Source organism: Paraburkholderia strydomiana, assembly GCF_046030495.1.
In the GTDB taxonomy this organism is placed as follows: domain Bacteria; phylum Pseudomonadota; class Gammaproteobacteria; order Burkholderiales; family Burkholderiaceae; genus Paraburkholderia; species Paraburkholderia strydomiana_A.
The window spans coordinates 32,589-54,986 of the sequence record NZ_JAQQCJ010000013.1 but is presented as its reverse complement, the minus strand read 5'-3'; the positions used below and the strand labels follow the sequence as shown (position 1 = coordinate 54,986).

Below are 22,398 nucleotides of genomic sequence, written 5' to 3'. Positions count from 1 at the left end.
GTCGGATGGGCCTGATCGAATTGTCAAGCGCTGCCAGGCATCATGAGCGATGACGGGCGCCAGGCCGCCTCCAGCGGCGCTTTGACGACAGCGCGACATCGATCGCGGCTCTCGCGTGGCAAGCGATGCGGTTTCTTCGCGCCGTGGGAGCGGATCTTGCGCTGGCGTTCCGACGTGCTCATCGGTGGCACACGAAAAAGCCAGGGAGAACAGGATGATGGTCGACGACAGAATGGACGAAAACGACGATGTCGTAGTGTGGCGGGCTATCCAGTATGCGATGGCCTCGCATCGTCGGGTGCTGGTGGTGGACGACTATCGTGAAGCGGCGGACGCATTACAGATGCTGCTCACCACCGATGGATTCGAATGCCGTGCGCTCGACGATCCGTTTGCCGTCTGCGACATGGCCTGCGAGTGGCAACCGTTCGCCGTGGTGCTGGACATCAAGATGCCGGGGCTGGACGGGCTCGAATTGGCGCGTCGTCTGCGGGCTCATGCGGCGACGTCCCATATGCTGCTGATCGCCTGCACGGCTTTCGCTTCGAGGGATGACCGCGCGCGTGCCAGGGCCGCCGGTTTCGATGCGCACTGCGCCAAGCCGTTGACGCCCGAGCGCCTGTTGCGTGTGCTCGAATCGGCGGCCGCGTTGCATGTTGCCGGGCCGCCGTGACGCTTGCGGGGCAGTGGCACAAGTGCTTAATGCAGTAGACCCCGGCAGTGAACCCCGGCAGTGAACCCGCCCCTTCAACGCCTCGCCTGATGTGCGTGAAGTCAACGGAATGGGCATACATGCCCGCTATTTTTTTCAACTCCCGCCTGCAACTTCCGAACCGGAAAGCTCCTTCCTCACACCATTCCCTACTTGTCTGCACAACCTGCCGATAGTCACCGTTGGATATAACGGGACCGGTGAATTAAACATCAGGCTTTCGTCCGCGAAAACCCGAAGCTTTCCCGGCCCGGCCACGTAACGCGCTCAATCCGGGGCGTACTTGAACTCCGGCAGCGCGGCGAGCGACTTCCTGGTCGCATCCGGTAAGACGACGCGGCGGTTATCGATTTGCAGATCGTTGAACGGCACGGCGACGAGGTGTTTGCCCATGCCGAGAAAACCGCCCACGGACAGGATCGCATACGTGCCGCGATCGCCACCGGGCGAGACGATCAGATCGTCGAGTGTGCCGATTGCGTCCTTGTTCCGGTTGTACACGTCAGCGCCGCTGAGCTTCGACGCACGATAACCGCTCGCGAGCTGAACCACGTCCGTGCGTTTTTCCGTGATCGCCTGAGGGGCGCCCTGTGCATATGCGTTGCCGTATGACCCCAGCGCGGCAAGAAGCAGGGCGGTTGCGATGGACGGTTTGACCGGCATGTTGCGCATGATGTTCTCCCTGTTGTGTCTGACCCGGTGGCGCATACCCATTGCGAGTCCGGGGATCAGCGCACGAGTTCGGTCAGCTTTCAGCTTGCAGGCTGCAAGAGTTGTGCCGCGATCTTGACGATCCTGCCGCCGCAACGCCATGACATGGGCATGGTCGCCTCAGGTCCGGATTTTGCTAAACCAGCGGGCCGATTGTTCGACGGCAGACAGATCATGTCCGGGCGCCGCTCAAGCGGAACCCCCTGCATGCCCGATCCACTGCCTACACTAGAAGACGCGCGCAAGCGCCCTTGCTTCCACAGGAACCCCTATGTCAACCCAGGCCAGCTACTCAACGCGCATCTCGGAAGGCACGCCTTTTCCGCTTGGCGCGACATGGAACGGAAGCGGCGTCAACTTCGCGCTGTTCTCGGCACACGCCACGCGAGTCGAATTGTGTCTGTTCGATGAAACCGGCGAGAACGAAATAGAACGCATCGAACTGCCGGAATACACCGACGAGGTCTGGCACGTGTTCGTGCCGAATCTCAAACCGGGTGCGGTCTACGGTTATCGCGTCCATGGTCCGTACGAGCCGGAAAACGGTCATCGTTTCAATCCGAACAAACTGCTGCTCGACCCGTACGCGAAAGCGCACATCGGCGAACTCAAATGGGCGCCTGAAATATTCGGCTATACGCTCGATTCGGAGGAGGGCGATCTGTCGTTCGATGAACGCGACAGCGCGCCCTTCGTGCCGAAATGCAAAGTGGTCGATGCCAATTTTTCGTGGAGCCATCCTGAGCGCAACGCGTTGCCGTGGGAGCGGGTGATTTTTTACGAAGCCCATGTACGCGGGCTGACGAAACGTCATCCACAGGTGCCCGAGAATCTGCGCGGCACCTTCGCGGGACTTGGGCAGCAGGTCGTGCTCGACTACATCCGCAACCTCGGCGTGACGTCGGTCGAATTGATGCCGATCCAGACTTTCGTCAACGACAGCTATCTGCTCGACAAAGGCCTCACCAACTACTGGGGCTACAACACGATCGGCTTCTTCGCGGCCGATCCGCGCTTCTTCGCGTCGTCGTCGGATTCGGTAGCCGAGTTCAAGGAGATGGTGGACCGCTTTCATCAGGCGGATCTCGAAGTCATTCTCGACGTCGTGTACAACCACACTGCCGAAGGCAACGAACGTGGTCCGACAATTTCGTTCAAGGGCATCGACAATGCCTCGTACTATCGGCTTATGCCTGACGAGCCGCGCTACTACATCAACGACACGGGTACGGGGAACACGCTGAACCTGTCGCATCCCCGCGTGCTGCAAATGGTGACCGACAGCCTGCGCTACTGGGTCACTGAAATGAAGGTCGACGGTTTCCGTTTCGACCTCGCGACGATTCTGGGCCGCGAGACGCACGGCTTCGACGAAGGCGGCGGTTTTCTCGACAGTTGCCGGCAGGACCCGGTGCTCTCCAGCGTGCGGCTGATTGCCGAGCCATGGGATTGCGGCCCGGGCGGCTATCAGGTGGGCGGTTTTCCGCCGGGCTGGGCCGAATGGAACGACCGCTTTCGCGACACGGTGCGTGAATACTGGAAGGGCGACGAAGGCAAGGTCGCCGATCTCGCCACGCGCCTGACCGCGTCGGGCGACAAGTTCAATCACCGCGGACGGCGTCCGTGGGCGAGCGTGAACTTCATCACCGCGCACGACGGCTTCACGCTGAACGATCTCGTCTCGTACAACGACAAGCACAACGAAGCCAACGGCGAGGACAACAACGACGGCCACTCCGACAACAAGTCCTGGAACATGGGCGTGGAAGGGCCGACCGACGACCCCGAGATTCGCCAGCAACGCGAGCGGCAAAAGCGCAATCTGCTGGCCACGCTGCTGCTGTCGCAAGGCACGCCGATGCTGCTCGCGGGCGACGAATTCGGCCGCACGCAGCGCGGTAACAACAATGCGTATTGCCAGGACAACGAGATCAGCTGGGTCGACTGGGAAGCGATCGACGACGACGGCCGCGCACTCACCGAGTTCGTCAGGAACCTCACCACGTTGCGTCACCGTCTGCCGGTATTGCGGCGCGGGCGCTTTCTGATCGGCGAATACAACGAAGCGTTGGACGTGACGGACGCACGCTGGCTCTCGCCCGACGGCACGGATATCTCGCCCGAACAATGGGACGATCCGTCGATGCGCTGCTTCGGGCTCGTGATCGACGGACGCGCGCAGGCGAGCGGCATTCGCCGCCTCGCGTCCGATGCGACCCTGCTGCTGGTGCTGAACGCGCATCACGACGTGGTGAATTTCACGCTCCCCGACGTGCCCGAGGGGGCGAACTGGACGTGCCTGCTCGACACCAATATGCCGGTGCGCGCCGAGTTGCCGCAGTTCAGCGCGGGCGACGCGTACCAGGTGACAGGGCGCTCGCTCCTGCTGTTCGCGCTCGAAGCGCCGAGCCGTGCGACGCAGCGCGTGTTCGACCGGCTTGAAGAGCAACTGACGTCAGATGAAGGCGAATCGCCTGCCAGTTCCTGATGACCTTTTACGAAGCGCCGGCTTCGAGCACGCGCTGCCGCAATAGCCCGGCGTAGCCAGATATAGCCCGCTACTGCCAGGTATAGCGCTTGCTCGATCGCTGATGACTGCGCGCGAATTGCCACGGCGACGAGCGCGCGGCACAGCCGATGTCGGTCTTCGCGAGGTCTAACCAAGGGTGATCAAATGGAACACGAAACAACCGCTCAAGAGGAACAGATTCGCACGCGCGCCTACTATCTGTGGCAACAGGCTACGGACCCCAAGGGCACGCCCGACGAGTATTGGGATCAGGCACGCGCCGAGATAGAGAAGGAAGCGCCGCCGATCGAAAGCGGGCCCATTGCCGAAGACCCCGCACGCTAAGGCATCTGACGGGCGGGACAGCGGGACGATGCGGCGCGTAAAACTGGACGTGGGGAGGTAAGCGGTAACAGCGCTACGTGCTCGCTTCAGGTATTGCGCGCAAGTCATGAAACACAAAACGACCGGCATTGAACCAGCCGACGAAGCGCCGAAGTGCAGTAGTGAATCGTCACGCCGATGCTCCCGCGCCCTGCACGCCGCGAAGCCATCGGCGTGCGTTTGAGAACTCCTGACCTTATCGACGATCCCACGCAACCGGACAGATCCGCGACATGAAGGACATACCCGACCCGCGCGGCGGAAGACCCGCCACGCGCATTCAGGCGCCAGCCGCCGCATTCGGCATCGACGGACTGGTCGCGCTCGGTGTCGGCGTCACCGTGGTCGCGTGCCTGTACTTCGCGAGCGCCGTGCTGATTCCGATCACGCTCGCGATTCTGCTCAGCTTTCTCGTGGCGCCTCTCGTCGATTCACTGGCCCGGTTGAAGCTCGGGCATGTCGCGTCCGTGTTTGCGGCCGTCGTCATGTCGGTGTCGGTCATCGCGATGCTCGCCGCCGTGATCGCCACGCAATTGACCGATCTGGCCGCCGGCATGCCGCGCTATCAGGCCACCATCGAACGCAAGATGGAAACGGTGCATAGCGTGACGATCGGCAAGCTGGACCGTATCGCCGGCGCGGCCGGTCAGGCTTTGCAGCGCGCGACCGTCGAGCCGCCGCAGGCCGCTGCGCCGCGCGGCGCGGTGGCTGCCTCCGGCGCTCATGCACCGGCCGCCGTGCCCGTCGAAGTGCGTGAGCCGGTGCCGACCCCATTCGAACTCGCACGGCGCGTGCTGTCGCCGGCCATCAGTCCGCTCGAAACCGCGTTCATCGTATTCGTCGTGATGGTGGTCATCCTGCTGCAACGCGATGATCTGCGCGATCGCGCGATTCGTCTGTTCGGCTCGCGCGACCTGCACCGCACGACCACGGTAATGGACGAGGCCGCGCGGCGCCTGAGCCGGTACTTCGTGTCGCAACTCGGGCTGAACGCGGGCGTGGGCCTCGTGATCGGCAGCGGGCTGTTTCTGATCGGCGTGCCGAGTCCGATTCTGTGGGGCATTCTCGCTGCGTTGTTGCGGCTCGTGCCGTACGTCGGCATCTGGATTTCGGCCACGCTCGCGACCGCACTCGCCGCCGCCGTGAGTCCTGGCTGGGCGATGGCGATCTGGTCGCTGGCGTTGTTCGTCACCGTGGAGCTGCTGGTGGGGCAAGTGGTCGAGCCGCTGCTATACGGACGCAGCACGGGACTGTCGCCGTTCTCGGTGGTGGTGGCGGCGATTTTCTGGAGCTGGATCTGGGGGCCGATAGGGCTGATCCTGTCGACGCCGTTGACCTTGTGTCTGCTCGTGCTCGGCCGGCATGTCCGGCGCCTGGAGTTTCTCGACGTATTGCTCGGCGACCAGCCGGCGCTCACGCCCGTCGAAAACTTCTACCAACGGGCGCTGGCCGGCGACCCGGACGAAGCGGTCGAGCAAGCCGAGGCGTTGTTGCGCGACTGCTCGTTGTCGTCGTATTACGACGACGTGGCGATCAAGGGCCTGCAGCTCGCGGCGAACGACGTGATGCGCGGCAGCGTCACCGCACCGCAATTGGCGCGGATCGAAGCGACGATCAACGATCTGGTCGACGGTCTGGACGGCTACGAGGACCGCGAGCCGGTGCCGCTCGCGGTGGAGGACAACTGGAGCGCGGTGGGGCCGATGGCGCCCTCGGATATGGAGGCGCAGCCGAAGCTCGAACTGCAGCGCACGCTTGCCCCGGTGGGGACGGCGCGAACGATGCCGGACAGCGGCGCCGCGAACGAGCCTCCCGCGGCATTTCACGCCGTCAATAGCCGCGTCTTATGCATTCCCGGACGCGGGCCGCTCGATTCGCTGGCAACGACGATCTTGTTGCAGTTGCTGGGCAAGCATGGGTTTGCGGCACGCTCGCTGCCGCACGAGGCCGCATCGCGTGCGTCGATCGACACGCTCGACGCGGACGATGTGGGGATCGTCTGCATTTTCTATTTGCAGATCGATGGCATTCCTTCGCATTTGCGCTATCTGGTCAGGCGCATTCGCGCGCGCTTGCCGAAGGCGTCGATCGTGGTCGGCTTGTGGGCGGCAGAGGACACGGAGAAGTGGAGCGCCGATCTGCAGAGCGCGATAGGCGCGGCGAGTTATGCGACATCGTTGCAGGAAGTGCTGGCGGCTTGCCGACGGATCGATGCGGCGAAGGTGGTGGAAGAGGAGGTGGTGATGGCAGACGGTTGACGGCCTGGTGCGCTCGCCGCGCCCGGCCTGGACATGGGTAAATCAAACCGCACATGCATAAGCGCAAAAAAATGCCCGCCGACGCAAGGGCGGCGGGCAGTGACGACGCGCTACGTCGAGTCCGACGCGCAACGCTTCAATGGCGCGCTGGTTTGCCAGCCGACGACTTGTCCTTCGCAGCCGCCTCCTTGTCGGGAACGATCCTGGTGGTGCCGCCGGTGGACGGCGGATCGCTGGCGGGAAAGCTGTCCTCGACCTCCTTGTCGATCTGCTTTTCGCTCTTGTCGGCGTGCGGGTGCTTTTCCTTATGTGCTGTCATAGCGGCTTCTCCTTCAGGTAATCAATCCGATGCCGCAAGTGGCGCGGCATCGCGGTCATCGACGCGCGACCGGTGCTCCGCCGCGATCATCGCGAGCGCTGCGTCACGCGACAGTTCCTGCCCCATCGCGTCGATCAAACGCGCGGTGAGCGCTTCGCGTTCGCACGCGAGCACGGCGGCCAGCTTGCCGTCTTTCAGATACAACGCGACGAATTGCTGATGCTCCAGTTCGCCATCGACGAGGATTTCATCCCACTCGTTCGCATGGCCAAGATATTCCAAGCGCTTGCCGTAGTGATAGGTCCAGAAATAGGGCACGCCGGTATAGCGCTTGCGCGCGCCGCACATGTTCCTGGCGGCGATCCGCGCATGCTGTTGCGCGACGCGCCAGTGTTCGACACGCAACGGCTCCTGATTCTCGTGCAACGAAAAGACCGCGATATCGCCTGCCGCATAGAGACCCGGCGCGGCCTGCATGCCCGCGTTGACGATCACGCCGCCATCCTTCTGCAACGGCAAGCCTTCGACAAAGCCGGTGGCTGGTGAGACGCCTGTCCCCAGCAACACCACGTCGGCGGCGACGTGCTCGCCGCTTTCGAGCATCACCTGATGCACATTGCCTTCATCGCCTTCGAGCGACACGACCTTCGCGTCCAGATGAAACACCACGCCATTGTTTTCGTGCAATGCGCGGAACATCGCGCCCGCGCGCTCGCCGAACTGTTTCGCGAACGGCACCTTGTCGGGCGAAATCACGGTGACTTGCGTGCCGCGCTTGCGCAGCGCGGACGCCGTCTCGAGGCCGATGAAACTACTGCCGAGGATCGCCACCTGGGTGGGTTGCGCGTCGTCGCCGAGCGCGTCGATCAATGCGGCGGCGTCGTCGAGATTGCGCAGCACGTGCACGCCGCCCAGTTCACAACCGGGAATCGCAGGGAGCGTCGGTACGCTGCCGGTGGCGAGCAATGCGGTGTCGTAGGCGAGCGATCCGCCGGTTTCGAAGTGGATCATGCGCCCCGGCACGTCGAGCCGCGCAACCCTGGCGACGATCCGTTCGATGCCGTGCTGCTCCAGCCAGTCGGGTGCGAGAAGCGGCGGTACATCGGCGGGCGCCATCTCGGAAGAAGGTACGAACTTGCTCAGCACGGTGCGATCGTAGGGCGCATGCGACTCGTCGCCGATCAGCGTAATGCGGCCGTCGAAGCCGCATTCGCGCAATGCAGCGCACGCTGCGGCTCCCGCCGCCCCCGCGCCGATCACGACGTAATGCGGCTCGCGCGCCGCGGCGCGCCGTACCGGTTGCGAGAGTTTGTGCGGCGTGACCATCACGTCGTCGCCGCTCACCGCGACCGGATAACGATCGAGCGCGACGAGCGCGGGCGGTTCGAGCAAGCTGCCGGTGGCCGCGTCGAAGCTCGCCTTGTGCCACGGACAGATGATCCGCCCGTTGCAAAGCGCGCCTTCTTCGAGCGGACCGCCCGCGTGCGGGCAATCGGCGGCGTACGCGTGAACCGTGTCGCCGTCGCGCACCAGCAGGATGGCCTCGCCATCCACCACGACGCGCTCGGCGTGGTCCGCGCGCAATTGCGATAACTGGGCGACATGGCGGGCAGTCGTGGGCATGGTCGGTCTCTCGCGCAACGGGTTGGGCCCACGTGCTGGCATCGAGTGTCTGCATGCGGGGCGAAGGTGGGCGAGTTGCCCCGCCGCGCCGCAATAGGCCCTCGAATGCGTGGGATGCATGTGGTTCAGCAATCCATGTGCCTGCGGGGCGCTCATGCAACGACGCCGGCTGCGCCTTCAACACGCTTTGGAAGAACCGCGGAAGTGCTGTAAATTCCAGACAAGGGGACATAGCGCTCGAGCACGTGCGCGGTGCAGCGCGTGCAAAACCGCCTGTACGACGCGCATGAGCATGATGTTTTCTGACTGTTTTCAAATTTTCATGGAGATCGTGCCGTGCAGCGTGTGGAACGTGTTGCAGTCGATTTCCCGATGCCGTCACGCAATTTCGCGGCGACGCGGCGCATGCTGCTGATCGTGCTAGCCGTTTCGATTGTGTTTCCGCTTGCCTGCCTCGTGGGTTACGGCTACTTCGACTACCAGCGCCGCGTTGCCGATTCGAACGATATGATCGACCGGCTCGCGCGCGTGACCGAAGAGCAGGCCGTCAAGGTGATGGACCTGAACCGGCAGATGGCTTCGCGTGTCGTCGAATTGCTGGGCAGCGCGGACGACGCGCAGATCCGTGCGCGCGAAGCCGAATTGCACGAACGCCTGCGCGAAGTCGGCAGCGACTTTCCGCAGGTGTCGTCGATCTATCTGCTCGGCGCGCAGGGCGACCTGCTGGTGTCGAGCCTCGCGTATCCGGCGCCGGCGATGTCGATCAGTCAGCGCGAAGACTTCATGGCCGCGAGAGCGATGCGTCCGCAGCCGTATTTCTCGATGCCGATGTTCGGTCCGTTGTCGAAGACTAATGTGTTCACCACGATGATCGGCCGCTCGGGCGCGGACGGGCAGTTCATCGGCGCGGTGTCGGTGGCGCTGCGCAACGAGTACTTCTCGCGCTTCTATCGCGAACTGACCGAGGGCGATCCGTCGCTCGTGCTGGCTCTGTATCGCCAGGACGGCAGTCTGCTGGTGCGCTATCCACCGTGGCCGGCGGGCGCGAAGCCGACCTCGCGCAGCGCGTTCACCGCGGCGCTGCGCGACAAGCAGCTGTTCGGACACGTCCGTTTGACTTCGACCGTGGATGGCGTCGAGCGGCTGCTCGCGTTTCGCCGCGTGGGCGACTATCCGCTCTATGTGGTGAGCGCTTATGCAACCTCGTCGATCGCGAGCGCCTGGCGCCGGCATTTCGCGCTGATCGCAGCGCTGACGGCCGTGCCTTGCCTCGCGATCTGGCTGCTGGTGTTCCATTCGCTGCGGCAACTCGCCGGCGAGCGCCGCGCGTGGGAACGTTGGCAAGGCGAAGTGGCGATGCGCCTGTCCGCCGAGGCGTCGAGCCGTCAACTGCAACGCATGGGTGCGCTCGGCAATCTGGTCGCCAACGTCGCGCACGACTTCAACAACCTGCTGATGGTGGTCTCCGCGAACACGGAGCTTGCGCGGCTCAAACACTACAACAACCTCGAAAAAGAGGTGCTCGCGGTGGAGCGCGCCACCACCACCGCCGAAGCGCTGACGCGGCGCCTGCTGAGCGTCGCGCGCAAGCAGCCGCTCAAACAGGAGGCGGTCGACCTCGCGCGCTGGCTGCCTGCCGCTGCGCCGCTGATCGACGCGGCGCTCGGCGACACCGTCGAGTTCGCGCTGAAGATGGTCGATAACGTGTGGCCGGTGCTGGCCGATCCGACCGACCTCGAATTCGCGATCGTGAACCTGGCCGTCAACGCGCGAGATGCGATGCCGCGCGGCGGCCGCTTCGTGATTCGTTGCCAGAACAACCGGCTGGTCGGCAGCGATACCTTGCTGCCCGATGGCGAATACGTGCTGATCGCCTGTTCCGACGACGGCGAGGGCATGCCCGAAGCCGTCGTGCGCCGCGCATTCGAGCCGCTTTTCACCACCAAGCTGCACGGTTCGGGCACCGGGCTCGGTCTCGCGCAGGTGCTCTCGATGTGCGAGCAGGCGGGCGGCACCGCGAAGATCGACAGCGTGCCGGGCAGCGGCACCACGGTCCGGCTTTATCTGCCGCGTCATCGCGAGCGCAAGGCGACGGCGGACGAGCTGCTGCAGCAGCCGGCGCAGACGCCGTCCGGCGTCGTGTTGCTGGTGGAAGACAACGAAGACGTGGCGGCCGGCGTGACGGCGGTGCTGGAGACCTTCGGCTGCGAGGTGCGCCATGAGCCGACCGCCGACCAGGCGCTCGATGTGCTGAGCGGCGGTGCGCGCTTCGAACTCGTGCTCTCCGATATCCAGATGCCGGGCAAACTGAACGGCATCGATCTCGCGGAAAAAGTCCGCAGCGCGTGGCCGTCGCAGAAGATCGCGCTGATGACCGGCTACGCCGACGAACTCGAACGCGCACGCCGCCTTGGCGTGGCGATTCTCGCCAAGCCGTTCAATATCGACGAACTGCACGCGCTGGTGGCTTGCGAACCGTAAGCCCCCGCGCGCGCCGCGCCGCTCGCGGCAGGTTCGAAACGACTCATGACTTGCGGCATAGCCCTTGCTGAAAAGCAGGCGAGGTTTGCGTATCCGGTTGGCGCAACCGGCGCGGCCCACTTACTTTCCGCACAGGAGAACAGTCATGAAGATCAGACACGCACTGCTCGTTTCGACGATGCTCGCCGCTTCCTCTCTCGCGATGGCCCAGGCAGGCGGCGGTGGCGGCGGCCCGGCGGGCAACGACCCGAGCGGCGGCACTACGGCAGGCACCACGCGCGAGGGCGGCGACACGCAGGCGCCCGGCAGCACCACGCATTCGAAGAAGCATCAGATGAAGCATTCGAAGACCACCAAACCGGCGACCGACTCGACCAACATGCCGGGCGCGAATGCCAGCAGTGACACGAAGGGGCAGTAAAACCGGCGGCGCGGCGAAGACGCTTACCTGTGGCACGACGCTCGGTTGCGGCTGATCGTTGCTCGTGGTGCGAGGCGTTCTTCGCCTTTGCTCGTTGCTTGCGGGGTGCCGGGTCTGACGGACCACTCGTTGCCGCACCGCTGCGACATGTATCGACGGGTCGACGGGTATAGCGCTTGCTGAAATCGATCGCATGCACGGCGTCGAGCGCAGCCTTCAAAGCCTCCGATGGGATCGTGCGTTCATCCCTCAGGAGCTTTTCCATGACACTCGGCGACACCATCAAAGGTATGGTCGGGCTGGACCCCACGGGCCACGCCGATCCCGACATGAAAGCAGTGCTCGACGCGCTCAAGGGCCTGAAGCCGAAACCGATCGAAGAGTGTTCGGTCGATGAAGCAAGACAGCAGCCCACGCCCGCCGACGCCGTCCGCAAACTGATGAGCGATCCTACGTATAGTGCGAGGCCGTCGCTGGAACTGGAGGCGGTGCGCACGACGGACATCGAGATTCCCGGCGCGCCCGGCACGAATCCGGCGCGCGTGTACACGCCGCAAGGCGAGGGACCGTTTCCGGTGATCCTCTATTTTCACGGCGGCGGCTGGGTGATCGGCGATCTCGATACCTACGACGCCGCGCCGCGCGCGATGGCCGCGCAAAGCAAGGCCATCGTCGTGTCCGCGCATTATCGCCAGGCGCCCGAGCACCGCTTGCCGGCCGCGCATGACGATGCGTTCGCCGCGTGGCGCTGGCTGGTCGGCAACGCGGCGAGTCTCGGCGGCGAGCCGGACAGGATCGCGGTGATGGGCGAGAGCGCGGGCGGCAATCTGGCGATCAACGTGTCGATCCGCGCGCGCGAAACGGGCACGCGCATGCCGCTTCATCAGGCGCTGATCTATCCGGTGGCGAGCAACAACATCGTGTCGATCTCCTACGAGGAGAATCGCAACGCGAGGCCGCTGAACAAGCCGATGATGCTGTGGTTCGTGCATAACGTGATCAACAGCGAGAGCGATCTGACGAGTCCGCTGATCGATGTGGTCAGCGCCAATCTGTCGGGCCTGCCGCCGACGGCGATCGTGACCGCGGGCATCGATCCGCTGCGCTCCGATGGCGAGAAGCTCGCGCAGAAACTGCACAGCGCGGGCGTGGCGGTCGAGCACCGCAACTATCGCGGCGCGACGCATGAGTTCTTCGGCATGGCGGCGGTGGTGCAGGCGGCGCGCGACGCGCAGGCGTTCGTGTCACTGATGCAGCGACAGGCGTTTGGTGGGGCGCCGATCTAGAAGCACGGAGTTCCGGCTTTCACGCGGCGAGTCGCGAGCGCCACGAATTGCCAGAGATCGCATTCGATCGCTTCGGTTTGCGGTTCACCCGGTGTTCACTCACCCATCAGATGCAGCACGACATCACGATGCTGCGTCTGCCGGCGATGTTCGAACAGATATAACCCTTGCCATGTGCCGAGCACCATGCGTCCATGCTCGACCGGCACCGACAACTGCACCTGGGTGAGCGCCGTGCGTAGATGGGCCGGCATGTCGTCGAGGCCTTCGGCGTCGTGTTCGTAACGCTCGGCGTCCTCGGGCGCGAGGCTCGCGAAGTAGCGTTCCAGATCGCGCTGCACCGAGGGGTCGGCATTCTCCTGAATCAGCAGCGAGGCTGACGTATGGCGGCAAAACAGCGTCAGCAGGCCGGTGTCGATGCCCGTGCCGGAGACAAAGCGGCGCGCTTCGTCGGTGAACTCGGTGAGACCGCGCGTGCGGGCCTTGATGCTCAGATGATGGATTGCCTGTCGCATGATGGGTAATCGAGGGGGGGCGTGTGGCGGCGCGAAGTGCTTGAGGCGCTCCGGCTTCGATGCGGGGAAGCGGCGCGTGAATCAGAAGATACGTGAATCAGAAAAGCGGACGCGAACTCAAACTCGATCGACCATCACGCGTTGCCCGCAGCTTCAGATCGACGTCAAGGCATGCTCGATTTCCGCGGCGCCGGTTGGCCGAACCACGCGCGCGACTTCAGCGCCGTCACGCATGACCACCAGCGTCGGCCACAGCTTGACCTTGAACGAGCGGCCGAGCGGCCGTCCGGGACCATCTTCGATTTTCAGATGCCGGAGGCCGGCATGCGGCGCCAGCGCCTTGACGATCGACGGCTGTGCTCCCTGGCAGTAACCGCACCAGTCGGTGCCGAATTCGACGACGGTGACGCCCGGCAGCGCGTCGAGTTCGGCACGCGAAAGGGCTTTGGATGAATAGGCTGTCTGGGTTGCCATGCGTGCTCCGATGCTGTTCAGGCCGTTCAGTGCGGGGACTTTGCCCGGCGCCGCGGTCCCCGCGCGGGGATTCGCCAAGAGTAGCAGCAATGCCTCGGATCGTCATCGACGCCGGCTTGCCGCGCACGCGCCGCGACGGCCTGCGCGCTCGCGCGGTTTTCACGCCAATTCACATGCGTGGCGCGTTGACGTGTTAAACATCTTCCCTGCGCCGTCACGAGGCGGCGAGTCATCGCGTTTGGAAAGGGAAATGGGAGCAAGGATCTATCTGCAACATCCGGCCACGGACGACACCGTCGCGGTCGCGACCGGCTTCAGTTGGGGCGCGTGTCTGCTGGGTTTCATCTGGGCGTTGTCGAAGAAGATGTGGTTTGCCGCCTTCGTCATGCTGGGGGTCAGTCTGATCCTGTTCGGCATGGGCCTGTGGGGCGAAACGGCCGACCTGATCGGACTCGTGCTGTCGATTCTGTTCGGCGTCGCCTGTGGCGCTTATGGGAATCGGTGGCATCGCTGGACGCTTGAGAAGCGCGGCTACGTCGTGCTCTGAGGCGGCGAAGGGGCGATGACGTCGCGTTGCGCAGCGGATCGTCGAAAGGATTTCAATCGGATTACCTAAGGGAGGTTCTTCATGCACTTTGCATTTTCAGCCGCCGTAAGCAGGTCGATCGGAAACGCGAGGCGGTTTCGCCGGGACGCGCTGTGCATGGCACTGGCGGCGTCGCTCGCCGTCGCGCCGCTCGCGTGCGGTGCGCAGTCCACCGCTGCGCCCGCGGCCGGCGCACCTGACACACCGGCCATAGCGAAGGCCCCGGGCACCTCGGCCGCGCCATCGACACCCGCCGCCGCACCCGCCGCCGACGACACCTTCCTGCTCACCATCTTCCTGCGCCACGACGAATCCAAACCGCTGCCGAAGATCAACGACCAGCTTCGCGCGCAAGGCTTCTTCAAGACCTTTCCGCCGCCCGGCATCGAAGTCGTGTCGTGGTACGTGATGATGGGCATCGGCCAGGTGGTCACGCTGCGCGTGCCCGCGAGCCGGCTGCGCGAAGTCAACCGCGCGATCGAGTCGACCGCGTGGGGTGGCTATCACACCGAGTTTTATCCGACCTACGACTACAAGGCGCAAGCGCAGCAAATGCGCGCAACCGACGGCAAGTAGCGGCGAGCGTGCATTCAGTTGGTCGTCAACGCGCCGCCATCGTTCTAACGACGCGGTGCAACATGCATGTGGGACGGCGCGGCGCGGGTTTACGCGCCCGCGAGCTAGGTCGATAATGCCCCGGTCGTTCCGGCCCCGAACTTACGGCGCACGTTGTGCCGACCCGGCTCGCTCCATCTGACCCACCGCCCTCGTGTTGAAAACTTCGCGTTTTTTCGACCTGCTGCGTATCCCTGGCTTCAAGCCGCTGGCCGCCGCCACCCTCATGCTCGGTGTGGCGATGTCGTTCACCGCTCCGTATCTATCGCTGTTCGGCGTCGAGCGCGCCGGCATGACACCGTTCAGGCTCGGCGTCTTCATGACGCTGATCGCCGCGAGCGGGGTGCTCGCCAGCACGCTCGCCGGCCGTTGGACCGATAAGAGCGGACAGCATCGGCCCTTGCTGCTGGCGGCGCTGGTGGCCGCTGCGCTCGGCTATCTGTGTCTGTGCGTCGTGCGCGATTACCGGCTGCTGCTGCTGGTCGGCATCGTCTTCATCGGCGCGGGCGGCTCGGCCATCTCGATGGTGTTCGCGTTCAGCCGTGCGGCGCTGCCGGTGCCGGACCCCGGCGAGCGCGTGTTCGCGAGCGCGACGTTGCGGACCATCCTGTCGGCGGCGTGGGTGTTCGGGCCGTCGGTGGGCGCATTGGTGCTCGCGGCCACCAGTTTCTACGGACTGTTCCTGTTCGCGGCCGCGAGCTTCGCGACCTGCGCGTTCATCGTCTGGCGGATGCGCGAGCCGCAAGGTCATCTGGGCGATCACACGGTGGAGGACACCGCGTCCGAGCCGTCGGCGTCGATCACGGTGCCGCCGCTGACCGCGCCGGGCGAAGACGCGCACGAAGACCTGCCCGGCGTCGCGTCGGCCAACGACATCAGCCGCGCGGTCGCCGCGCTCACGCTGCTCGGCCTCGCCGCGAACGCGACGATGATCGTGCTGCCGCTCTACATCGTGCATGGCTTGAACGGCTCGCATCTGGACGTATCGGTGATGCTCGGCCTCGGCGCGCTGATGGAAATTCCGATGATGCTCGCGCTCGGCGCGAAGTCGTCGGCGCTGCACAAGCCGAACTGGCTGGCCGCGTGCGCGGCGGTGCATGCGGTGTACTTCGTCGGGATGTCGCTGGCGGGCAACGTCAACGTGCTGATCCCGATGCAGATGCTCAATGCGTTCGTGGTCGCCGTCACCTCGTGTCTCGGCATGACCTACGTGCAGGATCTGATGCCGCACTCGCCCGGGCGCGCCACCGCGCTGTTCTTCAACGCGGCGCGGGTCGGCTCGATTCTGTCGGGCGTGTTGTCGGGCCTGCTGGTGCAGGCGTTCAGCTATCGCGGCACGTTCCTGTTCTGCGGCTTGCTGGCGCTGTGCGCGCTGGTGCTGTTCGCGGTGCCCGGGTATCGTTATCCGTTGATGTGGCGTGCGGTGAAGCGCTTCGCGCGCGAGCAGTATGCGAAGCGGCGGGCGAAGCGGCGGCAACAGGTGACGGGGCGTGGCGAGTGAGGCGAAGCTCGCGAACGCGACGCGGCACACAGGCAGCCGCATGCGTGTCCGGCGCGCATATATACGTGCATAACACACACGCCAGGAACTTTACGTTACGCCACGCCTCTGCAAAGAGGCGTATCGTCTTTTGACGCGCGCGGCGATACGCGCTGCGCAGGCAGGAATGAACCGGACGGCTACGGTGTGTCCGGCATTCGTGTATCGACGCGGCTAAAGTGGTCTGCGTGGGCCACGCGATGCTGCCTGCCTCGCCGCTGAATGGGCGACTGCCGAATTAGCGACCGAATTCACTGTTGAGTTCATCACCGGGGCACAACGAAGCAACGACGAAGTAGCAACCAGCGCCACCGCCGGCATAACACCCGGCGCAACACCCGCATCGCCGCAACACGCCGAACCCCCATCGGGCAGCGCAACGAGCCACCTTCCGGAGCGAGATATGCAGCTAGGCATGATTGGATTAGGGCGCATGGGCGCCGACATGGTGCGACGCCTGACCAAAGGTGGTCAGCAATGCATCGCCTACGATGTGCAGTCCGCGGCGGTGGACCGGCTGAAACAGGAAGGCGTGGCGGGCGCGGCGACGCTGCAGGACCTCGTCGCGCAACTCGAGAAGCCGCGCGCCGTATGGCTGATGGTGCCGGCCGCCGTCGTCGACGCGACGCTCGAAAAACTCGTGCCCTTGCTGGAACCCGGCGACGTCGTGATCGACGGCGGCAACTCCTACTATCACGACGACATCCGCCGCGCCAACGAACTCGGCGCACGCCAGCTTCACTATGTGGACGTCGGCACGAGCGGCGGCGTCGCGGGCCGCGAGCGTGGCTACTGCCTGATGATCGGCGGCGAGCCAGAGGTCGTGAAGCGGCTCGAACCGATTTTCGCGACGCTCGCGCCGGGCGCCGCCGCGGCGCCGCCCACGCCGGGCCGCACCGCGACGAGCGGGAGCACCGCCGACCAGGGCTTCCTGCATTGCGGAGCGCAAGGCGCGGGGCACTTCGTGAAGATGGTCCACAACGGCATCGAATACGGAATCATGGCCGCCTATGCCGAAGGCCTGAACATTCTGCGCCACGCCGACGCCGGCAAGCACGCGCGCGAAGCCGACGCGGAAACCTCGCCGCTGCGCCGTCCCGAGCTGTACCAATACGATCTGAATCTCGCCGAGGTCACCGAAGTCTGGCGGCGCGGCAGCGTGATCGGTTCGTGGCTGCTCGACCTGATCGCGGGATCGCTCGTCACGGACGCCGATCTGCAGAACTACACCGGCCGCGTTTCCGATTCGGGTGAGGGCCGTTGGACGGTGGCGGCCGCGATCGACGAAGGCGTGCCCACGCCGGTGCTGAGCGCGGCGTTGTTCGCGCGCTTCAGTTCGCGCGGCGAAGCGGACTTCGCGAACCGCGTGCTATCGGCAATGCGGCATGATTTCGGCGGCCACGTCGAAAAAACGGCCGAGCCGGGCAGTGCGTCAAAGGGCTGAGCGAGCCGCCCACCAAAGAGCTCACTGCAACCCTCCACGAAGCGCGCCCACTTTCAGCCAAGGACCCTGCGATGCAAGCCACTCCCTCCACGCCGCACGACGTCGTGTTTCTGTTCGACTGCGACAACACCCTGCTCGACAACGATCACGTGCTGGCGGATTTACGCGCTCACATGACCCAGTCGTTCGGCGCGGAGAACAGTACGCGCTACTGGGAGATTTTCGAGACCTTGCGCGCGGAGCTCGGCTATGCCGACTACCTGGGTGCGCTGCAGCGTTACCGGCTGGAGCATCCGCGCGACACACGGCTGCTGTTGATGTCGTCGTTCCTGATCGAGTATCCGTTTGCGAACCGGCTGTATCCGGGCGCACTGGATGCGTTGCGGCATCTGGGCACGCGCGGGCCCACGGTGATTCTCTCCGACGGCGACGTGGTGTTCCAGCCGCGCAAGATTGCGCGTTCGGGCTTGTGGGACGAAGTCGAGGGACGCGTGCTGATTTACATCCACAAGGAGCTGATGCTCGATCAGGTGATGGAGTGCTACCCGGCGCGCCACTACGTGATGGTCGACGACAAGCTGCGAATTCTCACGGCCATGAAGAAGGCCTGGGGCGGAAAGCTGACGACGGTCTTTCCACACCAGGGGCACTATGCTTTCGATCCAAAGGAAATTGCAAGCAATCCGCCCGCGAATGTGAGCATCGAGCGGATTGGCGAGCTGGCCGATTTCGACGTCGATGCGTTGATGGGCGAGAAGGGGTAGGCGGTTGGGCGGAGCGCGAGCGCCGCCATCAGGAACACGGACCTGCTTACGGCGCGCACGCGGACAAAGACCCAAACCGACACGCGCACGCGCAGAACCCGGCGCGTCAGGCGCCCAACTCTTTCAACCGGGCCTGCGCATCGCCGGCTCCCATGCGCGCGGCTGCGTCGCTGGCCTTCACGCCGTTGACATCCTGAGCATTCGGGTTCGCGCCGTGCGCAATCAGCAAGTCCACGATCGCGGTGCGATTGAACATCGCGGCCACCATCAACGCGGTGCGGCCGTCCGGCGATGCGCCTTCGACGTCCGCGCCGTGCGCGAGCAACGTTTCGATCACCTTGTCGAAACCCTTGAACGCGGCACCGGCGATCGGCGTCTGGCCGTTATCGTTGCGCAGATCCGGATCGGCGCCGCGTTCGAGCAGCGCGCGCACCGCATCCACGTGACCGTGGTAGCTCGCGAGCATCACGAGACTGTCGCCCTTGTCGTTACGCAGATTGGGCGGCACGCCTTTTTCGAGCACGGCGGCGAGCATCGATGCATCGCCGCGCCGCGCGAGGTCGAACACCTCCTGGGCGAGTGCGAGCAGTTCGGGATCGATCTGCGCTCGGGATGGCGGGGTGGTATCGGCGGGGTCCGTCAATGAAATCTCCTTGCTATCGACGAGGGCGGCGCCGCGGCGCCAGGACAGCAATCAGAATACACATTTTGTCCCGCGGATGCCCGCGCGGCGGTGCGCTAGCCGGCGCCGAACAGTTTGACGAGGAGGCCGAAAAGGCCGATCAGGACGGTCAGGCCCGCGCACAGCAGCACGATCGTCAGGACAAGGGTCACGAATACTTTGGCGGAGCCGGGTTTGGACATGGCGGTCGTTATAGTCGGAGGCGAGGCAAGCGCGGCGCGTCAGACGCGTGCCGCCGCTGCGCACTCGGTTCGGGTGGTGTCGAACGAACGCGCCAGTTCAGCCAGCGCGCCGGGTTCGATCGGGACGTGTTCGGAGTCTAGCGCAAGACGGCCTTCGCGCATCGATCCACGGCAGCCCGCGACACATTGCGCGAAAACGTCGAACGATGACGCGCGCCGTCTGTCACACCCGCGTGACGAACGCGGGCGACACTCGGGAAATCGCGGTGAAATGTCGGCTGAGGGCGCTGCACCGATCGGTCCGCGCCGCTTGTGCCACGCCGCTTGTGCCGCGCGCATGACGCAGCAGCCTCGCTGGCGATTTCATGGGCCGTAGCGACGCGATTGACGCGATCGGCACCATCCGCATAACGACGCCTCATCACGCCACCATCACGAACACCCGCAGCAGCACCCGCTAACCTGCCTGACAGTCCTTTTCGAGGAATGACGCCATGGTTCAAGCAAGCTCGCATCCCGCCCCGTCCCAAACTCTGGACCCCGACACGCTGCGCAAGATGGATCGCTATTGGCGCGCGTGCAATTATCTGTCGGTGGGCATGATCTATCTGCGCGACAATCCGCTGCTGCGCGAACCGCTGAAACCCGAACACATCAAGAACCGGCTGCTCGGCCACTGGGGCTCGGACCCGGGGCAGAGCTTCGTGCTCGTGCATCTGAACCGGCTGATCCGCAAGCTCGATCTGGACGTGATCTATCTGTCCGGCCCCGGCCATGGCGCGCCGGCGAGTCTCGCGCACTGTTACCTCGAAGGCCACTACTCGGAAATCTACCCGGACCGCAGCGAAGACGAGGCCGGCATGCGGCGCTTCTTCCGGCAGTTCTCGTTTCCCGGCGGCATCGGTTCGCATTGCACGCCGGAGACGCCGGGCTCGATTCACGAAGGCGGCGAACTCGGCTATAGCCTGTCGCACGGCTACGGCGCCGCGTTCGACAACCCCGGGCTGATCGTCACCGTGATGATCGGCGACGGCGAAGCGGAAACCGGACCGCTCGCCACCTCATGGCATTCGAACAAATTCCTCAACCCGATCCGCGACGGCGCGGTGCTGCCGGTGCTGCATCTGAACGGCTACAAGATCGCCAATCCGACCATCCTCGCGCGGATTCCCCGCGAGGAACTCGAAGCGCTGCTGATCGGCTATGGGCATAAGCCGTTTTTCGTCGAAGGCGACGATCCGGACACGATGCATCAGCAGATGGCCGCCACGCTCGAACAGTGCATCGGCGAAATCCGCGCGATCCAGCAGCATGCGCGCGCCAATCACGATGCGACGCGGCCGCGCTGGCCGATGATCGTGCTGCGCTCGCCGAAAGGCTGGACCGGCCCGAAAGAAGTCGATGGTCACAAGGTGGAAGGCTCGTGGCGCGCGCATCAGGTGCCGGTGCTCGATCCGGTCACCAATGGCAAGAGCCTGAAGCTGGTCGAGGGCTGGCTGCGCAGCTACGGGCCCGAGTCGCTGTTCGACGCGGGCGGCCGTCTGGTCGACGAACTGCGCGAACTCGCGCCCGAGGGCGCGCGCCGTATCAGTGCGAATCCGCATGCGAACGGCGGCCTGCTATGCAAGGCGCTCGACATGCCGCCGTTTCGCGACTACGCGGTGACGGTGAAGAAGCCGGCCGCTTCGTACACGTCGCCGACCGGCGTGCTGGCCAAGTTTCTGTGCGACGTGATGCGCAACAACATGACGAACTTCCGTCTGTTCGGTCCCGACGAAACCGCGAGCAACAAGCTCAACGCGGTCTATGAAGCGTCGCCGAAAACCTGGCTCGCCGATACCGAACCCAGTGACGCGGACGGCGGCGACCTCTCGCCCGACGGCCGCGTGATGGAAATGCTCAGCGAACACACGCTCGAAGGCTGGTTCGAAGGCTACGTGCTGACCGGCCGGCATGGCCTGTTCGCGACCTACGAGGCGTTCGTCCACGTGATCGACTCGATGTTCAACCAGCACGCGAAGTGGCTGGAGAAAGCCAAGCGCGAACTGGGCTGGCGCCAGCCGGTGCCGTCGATCAACCTGCTGATCACGTCGCTCGTCTGGCGTCAGGATCACAACGGCTTCACGCATCAGGATCCCGGCTTTCTCGATGTCGTCACCAACAAGAGCCCGGACGTGGTGCGCATCTATCTGCCGCCGGATGGCAACTGCCTGCTGAGCGTGGCCGATCATTGCCTGCGCTCGCGCGATTACGTCAACGTGATCGTCTCCGACAAGCAGCCGCATCTGCAGTATCTCGACATGGACGCGGCCGTCACGCATTGCACGAAGGGCATCGGCATCTGGGACTGGGCGTCGACCGATCAAGGTGTCGAACCGGACGTGGTGATCGCCTGCGCGGGCGACATCGCGACGATGGAAGCGCTCGCCGCCGTGCAGATTCTGAAGGAGCGCTTCGCCGCGCTGAAGATCCGCTTCGTCAACGTGGTCGATCTGTTCCGCTTGATGCCCGAGCACGCGCATCCGCACGGATTGTCCGACCGCGATTTCGATTCGCTGTTCACCACCAGCAAGCCGGTGATCTTCAACTTTCATTCGTATGCGTCGCTCGTGCACAAGCTCACCTATAACCGCGCGAATCACGAGAATCTGCATGTGCACGGCTATCACGAGAAAGGCAATATCAACACGCCGCTCGAACTGGCGATCGTCAACCAGGTCGACCGCTTCTCGCTCGCGATCGACGTGATCGATCGCGTGCCGGCCTTGCGCGGCGTCGGCGATCATGCGAAGGAATGGCTGCGCGGGCAGGTCATCGAGCATCTCGCGTATGCGCATGCCGAGGGTATCGACAAGGAAGAGATCCGCAACTGGACCTGGAAGAACTGAACGA

At 64.5% G+C, this 22,398-nt stretch carries 20 protein-coding genes; 13 read left to right on the top strand and 7 right to left on the bottom strand.

Annotated features, from left to right (window positions below):
• Positions 1-214 precede the first annotated feature (214 nt).
• Entirely contained in the window at positions 215-673 is a 459-nt protein-coding gene (locus PQQ53_RS18485; RefSeq protein ID WP_408148122.1) for a response regulator, read from the top strand.
• A 306-nt stretch (positions 674-979) separates the two neighbouring features.
• On the opposite strand, the gene PQQ53_RS18480 is transcribed toward PQQ53_RS18485, so the two are convergent.
• Positions 980-1,384, bottom strand: a complete 405-nt coding sequence (locus tag PQQ53_RS18480) for a PRC-barrel domain-containing protein (protein WP_408148120.1) — start codon at positions 1,382-1,384, stop codon at positions 980-982.
• A 310-nt stretch (positions 1,385-1,694) separates the two neighbouring features.
• Here PQQ53_RS18480 and glgX point away from each other — a divergent pair, with 310 nt between their 5' ends.
• From glgX to PQQ53_RS18465, 3 genes are all read left to right on the top strand, one after another.
• Positions 1,695-3,911, top strand: a complete 2,217-nt coding sequence (gene glgX / locus PQQ53_RS18475) for a glycogen debranching protein GlgX (protein ID WP_408148118.1) — start codon at positions 1,695-1,697, stop codon at positions 3,909-3,911.
• 186 nt (positions 3,912-4,097) lie between these two features.
• Positions 4,098-4,277 (top strand): DUF2934 domain-containing protein, encoded by a 180-nt coding sequence (locus PQQ53_RS18470; protein WP_408148116.1) that lies wholly within the window; start codon positions 4,098-4,100, stop codon positions 4,275-4,277.
• Between the two features lie 272 nt (positions 4,278-4,549).
• Positions 4,550-6,574, top strand: coding sequence for an AI-2E family transporter (locus PQQ53_RS18465; protein WP_408325199.1), 2,025 nt, complete (start codon positions 4,550-4,552; stop codon positions 6,572-6,574).
• A gap of 136 nt (positions 6,575-6,710) precedes the next feature.
• Here PQQ53_RS18465 and PQQ53_RS18460 read toward each other — a convergent pair whose 3' ends face one another.
• Together PQQ53_RS18460 and PQQ53_RS18455 are read right to left on the bottom strand one after the other, a co-directional pair.
• Entirely contained in the window at positions 6,711-6,893 is a 183-nt protein-coding gene (locus PQQ53_RS18460; protein WP_408148112.1) for a hypothetical protein, read from the bottom strand.
• A gap of 21 nt (positions 6,894-6,914) precedes the next feature.
• Complete coding sequence (locus tag PQQ53_RS18455) at positions 6,915-8,516, bottom strand: FAD-dependent oxidoreductase (RefSeq protein ID WP_408325197.1); 1,602 nt, start codon at positions 8,514-8,516, stop codon at positions 6,915-6,917.
• A gap of 336 nt (positions 8,517-8,852) precedes the next feature.
• Here PQQ53_RS18455 and PQQ53_RS18450 point away from each other — a divergent pair, with 336 nt between their 5' ends.
• The 3 genes from PQQ53_RS18450 (at position 8,853) to PQQ53_RS18440 (ending at position 12,704) form a co-directional block, all read left to right on the top strand.
• A complete protein-coding gene (locus PQQ53_RS18450) occupies positions 8,853-10,997 on the top strand; it encodes a hybrid sensor histidine kinase/response regulator family protein (protein WP_408153303.1) in 2,145 nt (714 codons plus the stop codon).
• Positions 10,998-11,142: 145 nt separating this feature from the next.
• The gene (locus PQQ53_RS18445) at positions 11,143-11,418 is read left to right on the top strand and encodes a hypothetical protein (protein WP_408148106.1); all 276 of its coding nucleotides are present in this window, start codon (positions 11,143-11,145) and stop codon (positions 11,416-11,418) included.
• 263 nt (positions 11,419-11,681) lie between these two features.
• A complete protein-coding gene (locus tag PQQ53_RS18440) occupies positions 11,682-12,704 on the top strand; it encodes an alpha/beta hydrolase (RefSeq protein WP_408325195.1) in 1,023 nt (340 codons plus the stop codon).
• A 95-nt stretch (positions 12,705-12,799) separates the two neighbouring features.
• Here PQQ53_RS18440 and PQQ53_RS18435 read toward each other — a convergent pair whose 3' ends face one another.
• Positions 12,800-13,219, bottom strand: coding sequence for a secondary thiamine-phosphate synthase enzyme YjbQ (locus PQQ53_RS18435; RefSeq protein WP_408153306.1), 420 nt, complete (start codon positions 13,217-13,219; stop codon positions 12,800-12,802).
• A gap of 153 nt (positions 13,220-13,372) precedes the next feature.
• A complete protein-coding gene (locus PQQ53_RS18430) occupies positions 13,373-13,693 on the bottom strand; it encodes a thioredoxin family protein (protein WP_408148100.1) in 321 nt (106 codons plus the stop codon).
• A gap of 250 nt (positions 13,694-13,943) precedes the next feature.
• On the opposite strand from PQQ53_RS18430, the gene PQQ53_RS18425 reads away from it, so the two are divergent.
• The 5 genes from PQQ53_RS18425 (at position 13,944) to PQQ53_RS18405 (ending at position 18,642) form a co-directional block, all read left to right on the top strand.
• A complete protein-coding gene (locus PQQ53_RS18425) occupies positions 13,944-14,240 on the top strand; it encodes a DUF2628 domain-containing protein (protein ID WP_408148098.1) in 297 nt (98 codons plus the stop codon).
• Positions 14,241-14,396: 156 nt separating this feature from the next.
• Positions 14,397-14,855 carry a hypothetical protein gene (locus tag PQQ53_RS18420; protein ID WP_408325194.1) on the top strand — a complete coding sequence of 153 codons (459 nt, stop codon included), beginning with the start codon at positions 14,397-14,399 and terminating at the stop codon, positions 14,853-14,855.
• A gap of 193 nt (positions 14,856-15,048) precedes the next feature.
• Positions 15,049-16,395, top strand: a complete 1,347-nt coding sequence (locus PQQ53_RS18415; protein ID WP_408148094.1) for a sugar efflux transporter — start codon at positions 15,049-15,051, stop codon at positions 16,393-16,395.
• Positions 16,396-16,837: 442 nt separating this feature from the next.
• Complete coding sequence (gene gnd, locus PQQ53_RS18410) at positions 16,838-17,878, top strand: phosphogluconate dehydrogenase (NAD(+)-dependent, decarboxylating) (RefSeq protein ID WP_408325192.1); 1,041 nt, start codon at positions 16,838-16,840, stop codon at positions 17,876-17,878.
• Positions 17,879-17,949: 71 nt separating this feature from the next.
• Complete coding sequence (locus tag PQQ53_RS18405) at positions 17,950-18,642, top strand: HAD family hydrolase (RefSeq protein ID WP_408325190.1); 693 nt, start codon at positions 17,950-17,952, stop codon at positions 18,640-18,642.
• 106 nt (positions 18,643-18,748) lie between these two features.
• Here the strand turns inward: PQQ53_RS18405 and PQQ53_RS18400 are convergent, their stop codons facing one another.
• Positions 18,749-19,285: an ankyrin repeat domain-containing protein gene (locus tag PQQ53_RS18400; RefSeq protein WP_408153309.1), complete on the bottom strand. Its 537-nt coding sequence runs from the start codon at positions 19,283-19,285 to the stop codon at positions 18,749-18,751.
• Between the two features lie 95 nt (positions 19,286-19,380).
• Positions 19,381-19,506, bottom strand: a complete 126-nt coding sequence (locus PQQ53_RS18395; protein ID WP_408148087.1) for a hypothetical protein — start codon at positions 19,504-19,506, stop codon at positions 19,381-19,383.
• A 494-nt stretch (positions 19,507-20,000) separates the two neighbouring features.
• Here PQQ53_RS18395 and PQQ53_RS18390 point away from each other — a divergent pair, with 494 nt between their 5' ends.
• Positions 20,001-22,394 carry a phosphoketolase family protein gene (locus PQQ53_RS18390; protein ID WP_408325188.1) on the top strand — a complete coding sequence of 798 codons (2,394 nt, stop codon included), beginning with the start codon at positions 20,001-20,003 and terminating at the stop codon, positions 22,392-22,394.
• The last annotated feature ends 4 nt before the right edge of the window (positions 22,395-22,398 follow it).

What these genes read in the sequence shown, in the direction of transcription:
- PQQ53_RS18485 (WP_408148122.1), top strand. Translation starts at nt 215, where the DNA reads ATGATGGTCGACGACAGAATGGACGAAAACGACGATGTCGTAGTGTGG.
- PQQ53_RS18480 (WP_408148120.1), bottom strand. Translation starts at nt 1,384, where the DNA reads ATGCGCAACATGCCGGTCAAACCGTCCATCGCAACCGCCCTGCTTCTT.
- glgX (WP_408148118.1), top strand. Translation starts at nt 1,695, where the DNA reads ATGTCAACCCAGGCCAGCTACTCAACGCGCATCTCGGAAGGCACGCCT.
- PQQ53_RS18470 (WP_408148116.1), top strand. Translation starts at nt 4,098, where the DNA reads ATGGAACACGAAACAACCGCTCAAGAGGAACAGATTCGCACGCGCGCC.
- PQQ53_RS18465 (WP_408325199.1), top strand. Translation starts at nt 4,550, where the DNA reads ATGAAGGACATACCCGACCCGCGCGGCGGAAGACCCGCCACGCGCATT.
- PQQ53_RS18460 (WP_408148112.1), bottom strand. Translation starts at nt 6,893, where the DNA reads ATGACAGCACATAAGGAAAAGCACCCGCACGCCGACAAGAGCGAAAAG.
- PQQ53_RS18455 (WP_408325197.1), bottom strand. Translation starts at nt 8,516, where the DNA reads ATGCCCACGACTGCCCGCCATGTCGCCCAGTTATCGCAATTGCGCGCG.
- PQQ53_RS18445 (WP_408148106.1), top strand. Translation starts at nt 11,143, where the DNA reads ATGAAGATCAGACACGCACTGCTCGTTTCGACGATGCTCGCCGCTTCC.
- PQQ53_RS18440 (WP_408325195.1), top strand. Translation starts at nt 11,682, where the DNA reads ATGACACTCGGCGACACCATCAAAGGTATGGTCGGGCTGGACCCCACG.
- PQQ53_RS18435 (WP_408153306.1), bottom strand. Translation starts at nt 13,219, where the DNA reads ATGCGACAGGCAATCCATCATCTGAGCATCAAGGCCCGCACGCGCGGT.
- PQQ53_RS18430 (WP_408148100.1), bottom strand. Translation starts at nt 13,693, where the DNA reads ATGGCAACCCAGACAGCCTATTCATCCAAAGCCCTTTCGCGTGCCGAA.
- PQQ53_RS18425 (WP_408148098.1), top strand. Translation starts at nt 13,944, where the DNA reads ATGGGAGCAAGGATCTATCTGCAACATCCGGCCACGGACGACACCGTC.
- PQQ53_RS18420 (WP_408325194.1), top strand. Translation starts at nt 14,397, where the DNA reads ATGGCACTGGCGGCGTCGCTCGCCGTCGCGCCGCTCGCGTGCGGTGCG.
- gnd (WP_408325192.1), top strand. Translation starts at nt 16,838, where the DNA reads ATGCAGCTAGGCATGATTGGATTAGGGCGCATGGGCGCCGACATGGTG.
- PQQ53_RS18405 (WP_408325190.1), top strand. Translation starts at nt 17,950, where the DNA reads ATGCAAGCCACTCCCTCCACGCCGCACGACGTCGTGTTTCTGTTCGAC.
- PQQ53_RS18395 (WP_408148087.1), bottom strand. Translation starts at nt 19,506, where the DNA reads ATGTCCAAACCCGGCTCCGCCAAAGTATTCGTGACCCTTGTCCTGACG.
- PQQ53_RS18390 (WP_408325188.1), top strand. Translation starts at nt 20,001, where the DNA reads ATGGTTCAAGCAAGCTCGCATCCCGCCCCGTCCCAAACTCTGGACCCC.